Source organism: Paenibacillus sp. FSL R5-0749 (assembly GCF_038595085.1).
GTDB lineage: Bacteria > Bacillota > Bacilli > Paenibacillales > Paenibacillaceae > Paenibacillus.
In genome coordinates this window covers 2,908,584-2,924,056 of record NZ_CP152005.1, presented here as the reverse complement: position 1 = coordinate 2,924,056, position 15,473 = coordinate 2,908,584, and the positions used below count along the sequence as shown (strand labels likewise).

General features: G+C 47.3%; 10 protein-coding genes. 4 read left to right on the top strand and 6 right to left on the bottom strand.

The window, feature by feature from the left end:
* Positions 1-32 precede the first annotated feature (32 nt).
* Positions 33-731, top strand: coding sequence for a helix-turn-helix domain-containing protein (locus MKY85_RS13155; RefSeq protein ID WP_339242209.1), 699 nt, complete (start codon positions 33-35; stop codon positions 729-731).
* 14 nt (positions 732-745) lie between these two features.
* On the top strand, positions 746-1,261 hold the full coding sequence (locus MKY85_RS13150) for a DMT family transporter (protein WP_342572813.1): 516 nt from the start codon (positions 746-748) through the stop codon (positions 1,259-1,261).
* A 76-nt stretch (positions 1,262-1,337) separates the two neighbouring features.
* Here the strand turns inward: MKY85_RS13150 and MKY85_RS13145 are convergent, their stop codons facing one another.
* The 4 genes from MKY85_RS13145 to MKY85_RS13130 all read right to left on the bottom strand — a co-directional run bounded on the left by MKY85_RS13145 (position 1,338) and on the right by MKY85_RS13130 (position 6,558).
* The gene (locus MKY85_RS13145) at positions 1,338-2,057 is read right to left on the bottom strand and encodes a YebC/PmpR family DNA-binding transcriptional regulator (protein ID WP_249911804.1); all 720 of its coding nucleotides are present in this window, start codon (positions 2,055-2,057) and stop codon (positions 1,338-1,340) included.
* 279 nt (positions 2,058-2,336) lie between these two features.
* Positions 2,337-4,058, bottom strand: a complete 1,722-nt coding sequence (gene cysI, locus MKY85_RS13140; protein ID WP_342572812.1) for an assimilatory sulfite reductase (NADPH) hemoprotein subunit — start codon at positions 4,056-4,058, stop codon at positions 2,337-2,339.
* Between the two features lie 56 nt (positions 4,059-4,114).
* Entirely contained in the window at positions 4,115-5,950 is a 1,836-nt protein-coding gene (locus MKY85_RS13135; RefSeq protein WP_339260824.1) for an assimilatory sulfite reductase (NADPH) flavoprotein subunit, read from the bottom strand.
* 218 nt (positions 5,951-6,168) lie between these two features.
* Positions 6,169-6,558 carry a winged helix-turn-helix transcriptional regulator gene (locus MKY85_RS13130; RefSeq protein WP_342572811.1) on the bottom strand — a complete coding sequence of 130 codons (390 nt, stop codon included), beginning with the start codon at positions 6,556-6,558 and terminating at the stop codon, positions 6,169-6,171.
* Positions 6,559-6,733: 175 nt separating this feature from the next.
* Here MKY85_RS13130 and MKY85_RS13125 point away from each other — a divergent pair, with 175 nt between their 5' ends.
* Positions 6,734-7,294: an NAD(P)H oxidoreductase gene (locus MKY85_RS13125; protein ID WP_342572809.1), complete on the top strand. Its 561-nt coding sequence runs from the start codon at positions 6,734-6,736 to the stop codon at positions 7,292-7,294.
* A 170-nt stretch (positions 7,295-7,464) separates the two neighbouring features.
* Here the strand turns inward: MKY85_RS13125 and MKY85_RS13120 are convergent, their stop codons facing one another.
* Together MKY85_RS13120 and MKY85_RS13115 are read right to left on the bottom strand one after the other, a co-directional pair.
* A complete protein-coding gene (locus tag MKY85_RS13120) occupies positions 7,465-12,690 on the bottom strand; it encodes a fibronectin type III domain-containing protein (RefSeq protein ID WP_342572808.1) in 5,226 nt (1,741 codons plus the stop codon).
* A gap of 449 nt (positions 12,691-13,139) precedes the next feature.
* Positions 13,140-14,696, bottom strand: coding sequence for an ABC-F family ATP-binding cassette domain-containing protein (locus tag MKY85_RS13115; protein ID WP_253434780.1), 1,557 nt, complete (start codon positions 14,694-14,696; stop codon positions 13,140-13,142).
* Positions 14,697-14,893: 197 nt separating this feature from the next.
* Here MKY85_RS13115 and MKY85_RS13110 point away from each other — a divergent pair, with 197 nt between their 5' ends.
* Entirely contained in the window at positions 14,894-15,367 is a 474-nt protein-coding gene (locus MKY85_RS13110; protein ID WP_342572804.1) for an SET domain-containing protein, read from the top strand.
* Positions 15,368-15,473 lie beyond the last annotated feature (106 nt).

The window sequence follows — 15,473 nt, the reverse complement described above, 5'->3', positions numbered from 1 at the left end:
TTTCTAGAATATAGTCAGGGGTGAACAAGAGCGTGGAAGAGATTCATGATGAGCAACAATTAATACATTATCTGAAGCAATATCAACTCGAAAAGGTATTTCACGAGCCCCTGCGTCCCCATATGACATTATGTCACTTCGAGAAGTGTGAATTGATCTGTCGTGAAGGGGAAGCCTCCGAATATTTATACGTGTTGGTCGAGGGTAAAATCAAGATCTTCACCACCTCCGCTCAGGACAAAACACTCGTGCTTTGCTTCAAGACACCGCTTGAAGTCGTCGGTGACATTGAATATGTCCGTGAAAGTGATATTGTCAACACAGTTCAGGCCGTGTCACCTGTGGTGATGCTTCGGATTCATTATCAATGGCTCGCTGAGCTTGCCGGCGATTATGCACCTTTACTTAAATTTTTGCTCAAAATCATCTCACACAAGTTCTATATTGATTCGAACTTCTCCAACTTCAACCTGATGTATCCCGTTGAGGTTCGGCTAGCCAGCTACCTTCTCTCCATCTCGACGGAAGAAGCTGGTAGCGTCGTTCATGAAGATCTGGACGCGTTCAATCTGACCGACATTGCGAATCTGATCGGCACCAGTTACCGACACCTGAACAGGGTCATCCAAAAGCTCTGTGCAGACGGATTGATTGAACGACATCAGGGATTGATTATGATTAAAAACCGTGCGGGTCTGCGCGAAATAGCAGGTCACAATATTTATGAGTAAGGAGTTCGACAACCATGTTAATTACAGGGATTTCGCTTGCGCTCTTGGCAGGAGCACTTGTCAGTCTGCAAACCATATTTAATAGCAAAGTCAATGAACGCACCGGTTCATGGTCCACAACAACGTTGGTGCTTTTCACCGGATTCATTGCCTCGTTCCTCATCTCTCTGCTCGTGGAGGGCAAGAATACATTCAGCTTTCAGCATATGCAACCGTGGTATTGGCTCAGTGGAGCCATCGGCGTTGGTGTCGTCTTCTGTCTCGTACAAGGTATGAAGCTGCTTGGCCCCACGTATGCCATCTCGATCGTGCTGACGTCCCAACTTAGCTTCGCCCTTTTGTTTGACTCCATGGGGTGGCTCGGTCTGGAGCAAATTCCTTTCTCATGGAATCAACTGCTCGGTGTGCTTGTCATTGTCGGCGGAATTGTGTTGTTTAAATTCGGTGGGGGGAACTCGGAAAAATCAGATCCGTCAGATACATCTGACAAGTCGCCCGGCTCCCTGCAATCCAACTCTTTAAATAACTAAAAAGAGTGTCCGTCCAATCCCGGAGATTGGTCAGACACTCTTTTTATGCAATCAAACCACGTATCGTGCAGCTTGCTTACTCTGCGAACTCTACGTTGTGGTACACCTGTTGAACATCTTCAAGGTCTTCGAGCGCATCGATCAGTTTCTCGAACTGAGCTTGTGCATCCTCTGGAAGTTCAATATGGTTCTGTGCAAGCATCGTCAGCTCGGCTACGGTGAACTCCGTAATACCAGCTGCTTTGAACGCTTCTTGTACAGCGTGGAATTGATCCGGTTCTGCATATACGATGACAGCATCATCTTCGTCCACGATATCACGTACATCTACGTCTGCTTCAAGCAGAAGTTCAAGTACTTCCTCGGAGTTTTTGCCTTCTATACCGATAACCGCTGTAGGATCAAACATGTAAGCAACAGAACCGCTGACACCCATGTTTCCGGCGTTTTTGTTAAACGCAGAGCGTACTTCCGGCGCTGTACGATTTACGTTGTTGGTAAGTGCATCCACGATGACCATCGCACCATTCGGTCCGAAGCCTTCATAACGCAACTCTTCATAGTTCTCATCCCCGCTGCCTTTTGCTTTTTCCATCGCACGATCAATAATGGCTTTGGGTACATTATACGTTTTGGCACGTTCCAGCACGACTTTCAGTGCACGGTTCGCTTCCGGGTCCGGTTCGCCCTTCTTGGCAGCTACATAGATCTCAACGCCGAATTTAGCGTAGACCCGGCTCGTATTTGCATCTTTTGAAGCTTTTTTTTCCTTGATATTATTCCACTTACGACCCATATCATTTCCGCTCACTTTCAACATGTAATCTGCTTTCTACTATGCCATTATATCTTGTTGAGCGTACTTCAACAAGTTAATACACACGAAATAATGGGAATAACTGCGGTGATTATCCATCTCCGCTTGAAGTTTGGCCACAGTTTTTTCTCTCATAAATCTCTCAGCAGTAACTAACGTTACCTCTATTATCTCCATATATAACAGACAAGAAGCACCCCATAAAGGAATGCTTCCGCCCTAAGTCAGTCCTAATTTCAGTTCATCTTACCCGGTCCATTAAGCGTGAAATTGTCGACCATCCAAGACTTCAGGAACATAGCCTGCACGAATGACAAAGTCACCGAAATGTTCACCTTCATTGCGCTCTCTGGCATATTGGTTCACCATTGGTGTCAACGTGTCCAGAATCTCGGTTTCGCCAATGTTTTCTTTGTAAAGTTTATTCAGGCGATGTCCAGTGAAGCTGCCACCGAGATACATGTTGTATTTCCCAGGTGCTTTACCGATAAATGAAATCTCCGCCAGCATCGGTCTTGCACATCCGTTCGGGCAGCCCGTCATGCGAATGACAATCTCTTCGTCTCTCAGCCCGGCTTCGTCCAGTACTGGCTCCAGTTTGTCGATCAGAGAGGGCAGGTAACGTTCGGACTCAGCCATAGCAAGGCCGCAGGTTGGAAGTGCAACACAAGCCATCGAACTTCTGCGCAGCGCAGAGTAATGTGCCCCATCCGTCAGATTGTATTGCTGAATCAGCGCTTCAATCTTTTTCTTCTTCTGGCTGCTAATGTTACCGATGATCAGATTTTGATTGGCAGTCAGACGGAAATCACCCGTATGCACTTTGGCAATCTCACGTAAACCCGTCATGAGAGGATATCCATCCACATCCTTGACACGACCATTCTGAATGAACAACGTGTAGTGCCATCTACCATTATTGCCTTTTACCCAACCATATCGATCTCCGTTTGTCTCAAAATGATATGGACGTGCCGCATCCAATTTCCATCCCAGACGGCTAGTCAGCTCTTCGACAAACCACTCCACACCACGATCATCCAGCGTATATTTGAAACGAGCATGTTTACGAACTGCACGATCTCCATAATCACGCTGAATCATAACTGTTTTCTCTGCAACATCAATCATTTGCTCCGGAGTACAGAAACCAATGACTTTGGACACCTGAGGATAGGTTTTAGCATCACCATGAGACATGCCCATCCCGCCGCCAACGGAAACGTTGAATCCTTGCAGCTTCCCGTTCTCCACAATAGCAATAAAGCCAAGATCCTGTGAATAAACATCCACATCATTGGATGGTGGTACAGCAATACCGATCTTGAACTTACGAGGCAAATACACTTTGCCATAGATTGGTTCAACTTCTTCGTCAGAGTCCTGCGAATCAATCACTTTCTCGCCGTCCAGCCACAGCTCATGATAAGCCCGCGTGCGAGGGTCCAAATGATTACTTACTTGACATGCCCACTCATACACTTCAGCGTGCACATCGGATTGATTCGGATTCGGGTTACACATCACGTTACGGTTTACGTCCCCACATGCAGCCAGTGTGCTTAGCAACGAATCGTTCACTTCACGAATGGTGTTCTTAAGATCCCACTTCAGTACACCATGCAGTTGGAAAGACTGACGTGTGGTCAGACGAATGGTCTGATTCGCATATTTATGTGCCACTCTGTCCATCATCAACCACTGCTCCGGGGTTACAATTCCACCGGAAGCACGTACACGCAGCATGAATTGATATGCTGGCTCCAGCTTGGATTTGTGACGCTCGTTACGCAGGTCACGATCATCCTGCATATAACTGCCGTGGTGTTTCATCAGACGATTGTCGTCCTCTGGAATTGCACCCGTGATGCGATCAGCCAACGTTTCGGTCAGGCTTCCACGCAAGTAATCACTTTTGATCTTTATATCTTCCACATCGCTATTCGTGCGCTGTGGGTTAAGTAAGTTATTATAAACCATGCTGCTTTCTCCTCTCGTCTCTGCGGGATGGTGCAATCCGGCTAAGCCGGTAATAATTAATAGACGTCCCGCTGATAACGTTTCTCCTGCTGCAACCGTGTCAGATATTCCGATGCCTGCTCAGGTGATAATCCACCTTCTTGTTCAAGAATCGTGGTGAGCGCAGCATGCACATCATGTGCCATTTTTTTCTCATCACCACAGATATATACACTCGCACCTTCCTGAAGCCACTGGTACAATTCTTTGCTGTGTTCCAACATACGATGTTGTACATACACCTTCTGTTCCGTATCACGTGAGAAGGCTACATCCATCTTCGTGAGCACACCATCTTTGAGCCAACGCTGCCATTCCGTCTGGTACAAGAAGTCGGTGGAGAAATGTTGATCTCCGTAGAACAGCCATGTCTTGCCTTCTGCGCCTGTTTCTTCACGCTCACCAAGGAAGGATCTGAACGGTGCTACGCCTGTACCTGGGCCAACCATAATGATCGGCGTATCCGGGTTCTCAGGAAGCTTGAAATTCGGGTTATGCTGTATATATACAGGCAGGGTGTCGCCAGCTTCGATTCGTTCAGCCAGATGTACCGAGCATACACCGTAACGTTCTCTGCCACGCGCTTCATAACGAACCGTACGAACAGTAAGATGAACTTCATCCGGGAAAGATTTCGAACTACTCGCTATCGAATACAGACGTGCCGGAATTTTGCGAAGTACAGCTACAAATTCTGCAGCAGGAATACCTTTCAGATCATAATCATGAACCAGATCCAACAGATCACAGCTATTCATGACTGTACGGAATTCGGAATCATCTGCGAGTAACGCAGTCAAGCCACTCCCCGGATTCAGTTTCGCAAGTTGTTCCACGACCGGTTTCGTTACCGCTGTAATCTCAAAATAACGCAGCAACGCTTCGTACACAGATGCCTGATCCCCGTTTTTATTCACGGTCACGCGCTCATCGGCATTCCATCCCATAGCTGCAATTAATTCATCGACAAGGCGCGGGTGATTCTCAGGGAATACCCCAAGGCTGTCACCAGGCTCGTAATCTAGGCTGGAGCCTTCCAAGGACAATTCAATATGGCGTGTTTCACGGTCTGATCCTCTGCCATTCAGATTGAGATTCTCCAATACTTCAGCCTTGAACGGATTCGTGCGATCATATTCGGATTGCCCGCCGCTCAATGCAGCTGTAACAGCCTCAGTAGTTACCGTGCTCGCAGCAGCAGATGTGCTACTTAAGGAAGCCAGCACTTCATTCATCCACTCCGCAGCCGGTTCATCAAAATCAACATCACAGTCTACACGCGGTACAAGTGCTGTACCACCCAACTCCTGCAATCGTGTATCGAAGTCCTTACCTGTCTGACAAAAGAACTCATAAGAGGTATCTCCAAGAGCCAACACCGAGTAGCGAAGCCCTTCGAGCTTCGGAGCCCGTTTGCTGTTCAGGAATTCATGCAGGGGAATCGCATTATCCGGCGGTTCTCCCTCGCCATGCGTACTGACGATGATGAGGAGATTTTCAATTTTCTTGAGTCCGTTCGGTTTGAAATCTCCCATCGATGACAACGTTACCTGAAGACCTTGCTCTTCAAGTTTCTTGGCCAGCTTCTTCGATAGGCCGCTGGAATTCCCGGTTTGTGAACCGAAGAGCACGGTAACTTCGCGGGATACTGGCGTAGCACTTTCAGGTGCGACACCTGTAGTTGGTGCAGCCTGTACCAGGTTCGCTGGAACCGCTATTGTTGCGCTTGCCTGAATTGCTGCAATATATCCGCTCAACCAAGTCCGTTGTCCATCGGTCAATGTAGGAATAAGACGATTAAGCAGTTCAACTTGTTCTTGATTAAAAGGGCTATTTGTCACTTGAAGTTCCACTGTTTGCCACCTCGCGCATTGCTTCGATTTTAATTCCGACTAAAATTATCATATTAATTTAATTTCTTCTCTTTAAAACCTAACACACCGGGTGTTGAGGGTCAATTTCAATGATTTTATAGCATTTATCAGTTTCACTGATAAATGACAAAAAACAACAAATACCCTCCTTTTGAGATCAAGGAAGGTTTTGATTTATTTTTCATGGGACGGTCAGCTCAAGTTGAAGTTGAAAGTGGAATATAGTCCCTAAAATGATCTCCCAGCACGCTGCTTTTATCTCCGTATACTCTGTCCAAATGATTTTCTCCCCACAGACATATGCGATCAATGATGTCCTGTAGTGTCAGGCCATATTCGGTCAGCTCATACTCTACCTTGGGCGGAATCTCAGGATGAATAATTCGATGGATGATTTCATTCTTTTCCAAATCACGAAGCTGCTGGGTAAGGACCTTCTGGGTAATGCCAGGAATGGCCCTGCGAAGTTCACTGGTTCGTTTTTTACCTGATATCAGTTGATGCAGGATAAGAATCCTCCATTTTCCACCGACCAGTTCCAGCATCGCCTGCACACCACTCTCATATTTTTTCATTTCTTGTTCCACTTGTACTCCCCCATAATTCACATATATGTATATCCATTATTAAAAGTAACCGAAGAACCTCAAGGTTTCTACAGCACTCGAAGGTGCGTACTTCTCAATAAGATGTCATGAAACTTATAATAACATTGGTCAGAATGTTTAACCAAAAAAAAGAAAAAAGGATGGTTACTCCTACATGAAAGTTAAACTGGTCGTTACTCACCCAAGACAGGATTCCCTAACATTTGCCGTAATGAATCGTTTTATAGAAGGTATGCAGGAGAATTCCCATGAAATTGATATCCTCGATCTCTATCATGACGGATTCGATCCATTATATGGTGTAGAAGATGAGCGAGACTGGCAAAATCCCGATAAACAGCATGCCCCTGTAATTCGCAAAGAGCTGGATCGTGTGCTTGCGGCTGATGCCATTGTATTTGTTTTCCCGATCTGGTGGTATAACGTTCCCTCCATGCTCAAAGCTTATCTGGACAAGGTATGGAATATGGGGCTGCTCAACAAGGCAAACTCCAAAAAAGCACTGTGGATTGCACTAGCCGGGGGAACGGAGGCTTCATTCCATAAATACGACTATTACAACATGATTTCCAATTATCTGAATAACGGGATCGCGGGTTATGCAAGAATGCAGGAATCCCGAGTCGAATTTCTCTATGAAACGATTTCAGAATCCAAAGAACATATCGAAGGTTTGCTAGAACAAGCCTATCAAATTGGTAAACACTACAATTAATAGCTCTTCACTGATAGTACAACTAACAACTGCAAAAAGATAGGAAGTAACTCGTTCGTTGAGTAAACAACTCTCCCCATGGCAGGCGCATAATCAAGAAGGCTTACTCCAACCTGGGTCCCAGGTCAAAGTAAGCCTTCTTTTTCATACACTACGATTCTGGTGTAACATTAGTTATTCCATACCAATTTGCTCATCATCGCATATAGCAGCGTAGCCGATTCAGCTCGTGTCGCTTCACCAAGTGGTTTCACCTCACCGTTGTACCCATGAGCGATGCCCAGATCCACAAGTAAGGCCACACTATCCCGGGCATAAGAGCGAATCTCGGAAGCATCGCGGAAACGAGTCAGTTTATCCGTTGCAGCTGTCTCGGCGTCAACCAGACCAGCGGCTGCAAGTGCTCTAACTGTCAACGTCATCATCTCCTGACGAGTGATCGTGGACTCTGGCAGGAAGCGCCCGTCACCAGTACCACTGGTGATACCTAGTGAACGCGCAGCTGTAACCGCTTCGTAATATGGAGCCTTTTCGTTTACATCCGTAAACGCATTCCCGGAAGAAGCATTCAAGCCGAGCGCAGTCATCAACCATTGCATGTATTGACCGCGAGTCATCTCCTGTTTTGGATGCAACCGGGTGGAATCCCCACTTGCTTCGGCATCAATCACACCTCGGACTGCCAATGCCTCCATCGCTTTCTTGGCCCACTGCACTTCTGCAAGATCTGCGAATGCCTGCTCCACAGACACAACAGCATAATTTCCTGTGAGTGACGTTACGGAAAATACAAGCTGCCCGCTGTTTGGATCGTAGTAACTTTGCGGCAATGGACTTGCCACACCGTTCGCGCCAATGACAAATGCAACAATCCGATCCTGCTGAACATTTTGAGAAGATGGGAAAGGCAGATGAAGTTTGAATCCGCTTTGCAATGGCCATGGTTGACCATCCAGTTGAAGCTCAAGCTGGACTCCATATTGCGTGCCAAGCTGATCTGCCACTGTTTTTGGTAACTCTGTTCTGACCAATCGGATGGATGCCATTCCATCACCAACGATGTCCTTCGTTAACAGTGACGCGGGAAGTTCCAACATGCCCAGCTCTGTAACCATGTTGAACACGTGGGACTCACCCTGATCTATCAACGCAGAGGCAGGCAGAGATACTTCATATGCTGTTGCTCCCGAAACCGGCTTCAACCGAAGTTCGACCAAGCGCTTACCCGCATCTGTTACAGGGGCAACTTCGAAAGCATCTTTGATCGTTGAAGCATCCACGTTGGACTGCACTACACCTTTCTGGTCAGGCTGTGCCTGCAACTCCAGAACAGAACGGTCTTTCTCCGGTTTAGGTTGTGGTGCAGCATTTCCTGCACCTGGGCTAACACCTTCTGATTGTCCGCCATTGTTGCTTAAACCTGAACTACTCCCTGAATTTCCACCGGAATTGCCGCCCGGGTTGCTACCCGAACCAGGGTCCGATCCTCCTGGGGAAGAAACAGATGCAGGCACCTTCACCGTCAAAGGTACAGTCAGGGCTCTTGTGTCGTCAGAAATTCGAGTGATTTCCAACTCCAGTATTACTGTTGTTTCCTTAGAAGGTGGGACAATCGTTCCATCCGTCTGAATGACGGACGGTAACGAACTGGAAGCGATCTTCACTGTGAAACCTTGCGGCACGGATGGCAACTTCATTTTTTTCGCACCTACTGAAGGTTGTTCCAGTGCTGTAATGCCTGTAGCTACATCGGCAGCAGTCTGCTGAGCCGTATGCACCTGGTATATGGAAGATACACCTCTCACGGATTGCCCTGTCGCATCCAAAGCTTCCACTTTGTAATAATACTCCGTGCCAGGGTTCAGTTCACTGTCCGTGTACTCCCGTCCATTGCCGCTATAGACCACCTTGTACTCACCTTGCTCACGATCTGAGCGGTAGAGCTTGTAGCTTGCTGCTCCAAGATGAGCATCCCAATGAAGCGTTGCACTCGTTGAATCCACCGCATCCGCATTGAGACCAGCACTGTCATTAACAGGTGGCATAGCATCTGGCTGAACGATCATTATCCAACTAATCATCGGGTCCTGTGATGCCGTATTGCGCACGGTTAACTCCAGTTTGTTGTCCGACACAATGATGCCTTTGTGTGCTCTAACACTGGCAGGCGTAAACGTAACAGCCCCGGTATTCGTGCCATTGATGATGAAATTGGCTCTGCGCGATGCATTCGTCCACGGATCGTTGAATCCCGCGTACACATCATATGTTCCATTCGGTACATCAAATCTGTAGGTTAAGTCTGTGCCTTTTGGAGAATTGCTGACATTGCCCCCGTTTAGATAACGTACGGTCGAGAAAATATCTCCGCCATTAGAGCCGGATGACAGTGCGTCTGCGCTGGTGTATCCCCAATTGCGACCCTCTGCCGGAGCGTACATCTGGTCTGCCGTTCCCGGGTTGGCCAGTGTTCCTTTCATATACGCACCAATAAGATTGTAATCAGTCGTTTCGTACCCTCCGCTGTTCACAAAATATTTGGCATTCTCTGGAATGACGTTTACACGAACCGCCTGCTTTTTGTTGTTATATTCCGGTGTCGTTACCTGTAACGTGAGGGGTCCTGGCTTAGCAAAATCTTCTGCCGTCATGGCCCGGTTATCAATCGTCCACACTGCTGGCGTTGACACCAGTTCACCACCGTCGCGAACGTTCAATGTCGTTGGAAGAGATGGTACTTTGCCAAGCGCCACGGCTTCCGGCAACGGATCAGCGATATCCACCTTGCCCATCGAATTCAGCAGATCCGGTGTCCAACTGTTATACCACTTGATCGCAATGTCGGAGCCTATTCCAAACTCAATGGGCAAGAACACGTATTTTGCAGCATCATTCGAGAAATTGCCACCATTCCACGTATCCCCAACGTAAATGAATTTGCCTTTTTCCGGATCTACCGGAATGACGGATGTGGTCTGTGTGCCGAAAGCCTTGCCTGGATCGGGATCACTCGGCAACGTGCGCACGAACGGATTGGTCTGCGTTGACCACGGGCCAAAAATGTTATCCGCCACCGTCACTTTGTTTTCGTTAGGGGCCCATCCGGAAGCTCCGGAAGTCAAAATATAATATTTCCCCTGATACTTAAACATCGCTGGTGCTTCGCGTTGCCCTCCAGGGAACACACGCACGTAATCTACGCCATATTCAGCCTGATAGGTCGAGTCACGAACCGGATTACCTTTGTCATCCGTTCGTCCTTCCTTATGCCACCCAGTTACGTCACTGTAGTCTTCATTCAGTTTGGAGATATAGAGTGTCAGGTTTTCTTCGCTCGAGTAGATCAGATAACCGGTACCATCATCATCCTTGAACAACGTCATGTCACGTGCCATGCCCTTATCGCTTGGGAAGTAATCTTTCTCCCCTTCCGGAGCTCTGTCCATCCGGTAACTCTTCTGATACACAAAAGGCCCTGTTGGAGAGTCACTGATCGCATAACCGGCCCGCGCCTTACCGTAGTTCGCATTATCGTTATACGGGTCCTTGTCACCGTCCATGTGAGCCCACATCACGTATTTCTTTGTTTTGTCGTTGTAGATGACCTTCGGTCGTTCAATGATCCGTCCTTTGCGAATATCTGCCCAGATATCCACGCGGTCCTCACGCCCCGCATACAATTTGGAAATTAACGGGTCATGGTCAAAATCATCCATGGATTGAAGTGTCGATAGAGCCATGCCCTCATCTGTCCAGTTCATCAGATCCTTGGAGGAATACACACGCACCCCAACAGCTGGCCAGCCGCCCTTATGATATTCACCATACCAATAATAGGTCTCCGTCTGTTCATCGTAGAAAAACCCAGCCCCATGCGCATCAATCGGTTGACCGTCCAGACCTGGCCACAATTGCCCTGGTGTAATGCTTGTGCGAACTGTGGCAACACCCAACGGTGCGGATGCTGGAGAAGTTACGCCGTCCACGGTCGCCTGGATGATGTAAAAATATCCTGTGCCCATCGTCAGACCACTATCGTTAAACGTACTTTCATTCCCACTATAGACCTGCTGATACGTACCCGCAGCACTGGTAGACCTGGAGAGCGTATACGTTACATCAGATCCAGTAAGGGCATTCCACCCCAGAGAGATGGATGTATCCGTCACAGCTGTGACAGCGAACGCTGTGGGAGAATCAATGGAGTACGTAGTGGCTTCTGCAACAGTGGCAGCTGACTCACCAGCCGCATTGAAGGCTATTACGCGATAGCTGTAGCTGGTGCCCGGCTCAAGTTCCTGATCTGTATAAGTAAGCCCCTTCCCTTCGTAGATCTGCTCGTATTGCTCACTGCCAGCTTCGGCTCGAACCACGCGGTAACCCGTTGACTTGTCCACGGCCGACCATGATAACTTCACGCTTGTTGCGTTGAGTGCTTCGGCCTTCAATTCGCTCGGAGCCTGAGGGGCGGTCGCTGAAGTTCGTACTTCCAACGGCGAGGACCACAAGGACTCAGTCAGACCTCCGTATTCATAGGCGAGTTTGTAATAGTAGACCGTATCCCCGCTTAATCCTTCATCTGTGTGTCCCAAAGTTCCGGTGTTGGTTACCAGGGAATAGCCCCCTTCAGGCGTGTTGGAACGATACAGGCGATAGCCTGATGCACCCACGAGTTCAGACCATTGCAGGGAAACCGAAGACGCCGTCTGCTCGGCAATAGAGAGCTGAATATCGTTCTCCGGCGGTCGATCGGCAATGATCACGTCATCTGCATGTACTGATTGCCACTTATTCCGAATGCCCACGGTACCTGAACCGTATGTAGGATCGACCAGATCGAATATCAACCGATCGGAGCCGTTTTCGGCGATATACCCTCGAATGGTTGTACCTGATAACACCACTTTGAGGGTATACCATGTATTCTTGGCAAATGCATAGTCCACCGTTTTCAAAGTGGTATCTGATCCATTCACCCTTTTTGAGAAAACGAGCTTATTATTGGGAACCTGCATTTGAAAATAGTAAAAGTTGCTCTTATCCTGAAACCGCGGCAATATTCCCGGATATCCTTGACCGTTCCCCGTGTAAAAGCGCATGGACACGGTCATGTCCGACATGGATTCTCCAGTAGAGATGATGCCTTCATTGGTATCGCTCTGGAAAAGTGTGAAGTTCGACTCATCTGTCGGGTCCGTGATCACTTCCCAGTTGCCTGAACTTACGTTCCAAGCAGGTGATTCCGTGTAATCCCCATCCGAAAAATCGTCCTGCAGCAACGTGGCGGGTATACTCCCCAGATCGGCATACGCTTTACTTGGTAGCATCAACGGTCCGGAAGACAGCGCAAGTGTTGCAGATAACAAGAATATCATGGGTTTCCTGAGTTTATCCAATGTTCATTCTCTCCTTTGGCGTGAAAGATGAAAGCATGGTTCTTAAAGACGCGATGTTGTTGCTCAGCCTATCCTCTGGAACCGGCGGTCAGTACAAAAGCGGGGTCCACCTCCTTATTTTAATGAAACCGGTTTCATTGAAGAGTAAAAAAAGACCCGTCTTCCCTTCTAAGTGCAAAATGGTACCCATACGGAATACCGTGTCTTCTTCGCCCCTATGCAGTGAAACAGGTTACTAACATATAAATGTAATCGCTTTCTTGAATTATATGATTGCCTTATTCAAGCTGTCAACTGTGAATTGGGCACCAACATTTTTCGTTAAAACCAAGCAAAAAAAGCGCGAGTTCTGCCTGTTTTGCAAGCAAAATTCGCGCCTTTTCTCACCGCTCGAGCTTGTTCGCAAGCTCTCTCGTATTATTAGTGCGTGACTTTTGAACAACCTTTATTTAGAAAACTTTCGTTGTCCATGACTCACAGTTCCACGTCTCTGTAACTACATCACGGTAGAATTCCGGTTCGTGGGAAATCAGAAGAATACTGCCTTTGTAAGCCTTGAGCGCACGTTTCAACTCTTCCTTGGCATCAACGTCCAGATGGTTCGTCGGCTCATCGAGTACAAGCAGGTTGGTTTCGTTATTGATCAGCTTACAGAGACGCACTTTGGCTTTCTCGCCACCACTGAGTACAGCTACCTTGCTCTCAATGTGTTTTGTTGTCAAACCACATTTTGCAAGTGCAGCACGCACTTCGAATTGGGTATATGAAGGGAACTCCTGCCATATCTCTTCAATACACGTATTGTAGTTGGCATCCTTCATCTCTTGTTGGAAGTAACCAATCTCCAGATGTTCACCGCGTTGAACGGTTCCTTCCAGAGCCTGAATTTCACCCAGAATACTGCGCATCAGGGTTGTTTTACCGATTCCGTTTGCACCAACGAGGGCAATCTTCTGTCCCCGTTCCATACGCAGATCCAGTGGTCTGGACAACGGTTCGTTATAACCAATCACAAGACCTTTGGTTTCGAAAATGAGCTTGCCAGACGTTCTTGCGTCACGGAAGTTAAACTGTGGTTTCGGTTTTTCCTTGGCAATCTCGATAACTTCCATCTTGTCGAGTTTCTTCTGTCTGGACATTGCCATGTTACGGGTTGCCACACTTGCTTTGTTCCGGGCTACAAAGTCCTTGAGGTCAGCAATTTCTTGTTGTTGGCGCTTGTAAGCCGACTCCAGCTGCTGTTTTCTCATCTCATGCACTTCCTGGAAGTGATCATAATCGCCCACATAACGGGTCAGATCCTGATTCTCCATGTGGTAGATCAAGTTGATAACACTGTTCAGGAACGGAATATCGTGTGAGATCAGAATAAAAGCATTCTCATATTCCTGCAAATAGCGTTTCAGCCATTCAATATGCAATTCATCCAGATAGTTCGTAGGCTCATCAAGGAGCAGAATATCCGGTTTTTCCAGCAGCAGCTTGGCAAGCAGTACTTTGGTACGCTGTCCACCACTCAGGTCGTTGACGTCTTTATCCAGACCGATATCCGTCAGACCCAGACCACGTGCGGTTTCATCCACCTTGGCATCGATCATGTAGAAATCCTGGTTAGTCAGTGTATCCTGGATCGTGCCCACGTCTTCAAGAAGTTGTTCAAGCTCCTCGGGAGTTACATCGCCCATTTTGCCATACATATCATTCATTTCCTGTTCCATGTCGAACAAATACTGGAACGCGCCGCGAAGCACGTCACGGATGGATTGGCCTTTGTTCAATACAGCATGCTGGTCCAAATAACCAACACGCATCCGTTTGGACCACTCCACTTTGCCTTCATCTGGCTGAAGCTTTCCTGTAATAATGTTCATGAAGGTGGATTTACCTTCACCATTAGCCCCGATCAGACCAATATGTTCGCCCTTCAACAGGCGGAATGAAACGTCGTTAAAGATAGCACGGTCACCAAAACCGTGACTTAATTTTTCTACATTTAATATGCTCATTCATGACACCTTTTCTATATAGACTTAATTCTTTGTATATTATAAGCGTTATATCCTGCACAACTCAACGCCCTATTCAAAAATATTGCACCTTTTTGTCTGAAATTTGCCTTATATGAAAGTATGGGTTAAAATTTTGCCTTAACGAATTATTACTATATAGAACGGAGCTCTTCAAAGAGCATCAGGTGAACAATATGATTGAAGTGAAACAATCCAAGTTGGGTGATGGTGGTGAGTTTAACCGCGGGGTCTTTGCTACCGTTGATATTGCGAAAGGAACGCTGATCCATCAGGCACCCGTCGTGCCTTACCCGAATGAAGATCATGAGCATGTCGAAAAAACGATTTTGGAAGATTACGTATTCGAATATGGGGCGAATCATACCGCCATTCTGCTCGGCTACGGCAGTCTGATCAACCACTCCTATGAACCTAACGCTACCTATGATATCAATTTTGATAACCACACCTTTGACTTCTACGCGTATACAGACATCAAGGCTGGCGAAGAAATCGTCATCAATTACAACGGTGAGGAAGACAGCATGGACCCGTTATGGTTCCTGGACGATTACGAGGAGCGTATGCTGGAGTTCAATAAGTCCAATGATGATGAGGGTGAAAAAGAGACCAACCCCCAATCCCAGGATACGGATACGATTAAATAAACGTTAAACTCAAAAGTTCTGTCGTTGTAAATGCGAAAAAACTTGCGCCCCCGGTGAATTGTAAAATGAACACCTGGAATACTCTTCAGGGTGCAAAGTTTAAGCA

Excerpts from the sequence above, each read along its gene's own strand:
- MKY85_RS13150 (WP_342572813.1), top strand. The coding sequence starts at position 746 with ATGTTAATTACAGGGATTTCGCTTGCGCTCTTGGCAGGAGCACTTGTC.
- MKY85_RS13145 (WP_249911804.1), bottom strand. The coding sequence starts at position 2,057 with ATGGGTCGTAAGTGGAATAATATCAAGGAAAAAAAAGCTTCAAAAGAT.
- cysI (WP_342572812.1), bottom strand. The coding sequence starts at position 4,058 with ATGGTTTATAATAACTTACTTAACCCACAGCGCACGAATAGCGATGTG.
- MKY85_RS13125 (WP_342572809.1), top strand. The coding sequence starts at position 6,734 with ATGAAAGTTAAACTGGTCGTTACTCACCCAAGACAGGATTCCCTAACA.
- MKY85_RS13115 (WP_253434780.1), bottom strand. The coding sequence starts at position 14,696 with ATGAGCATATTAAATGTAGAAAAATTAAGTCACGGTTTTGGTGACCGT.
- MKY85_RS13110 (WP_342572804.1), top strand. The coding sequence starts at position 14,894 with ATGATTGAAGTGAAACAATCCAAGTTGGGTGATGGTGGTGAGTTTAAC.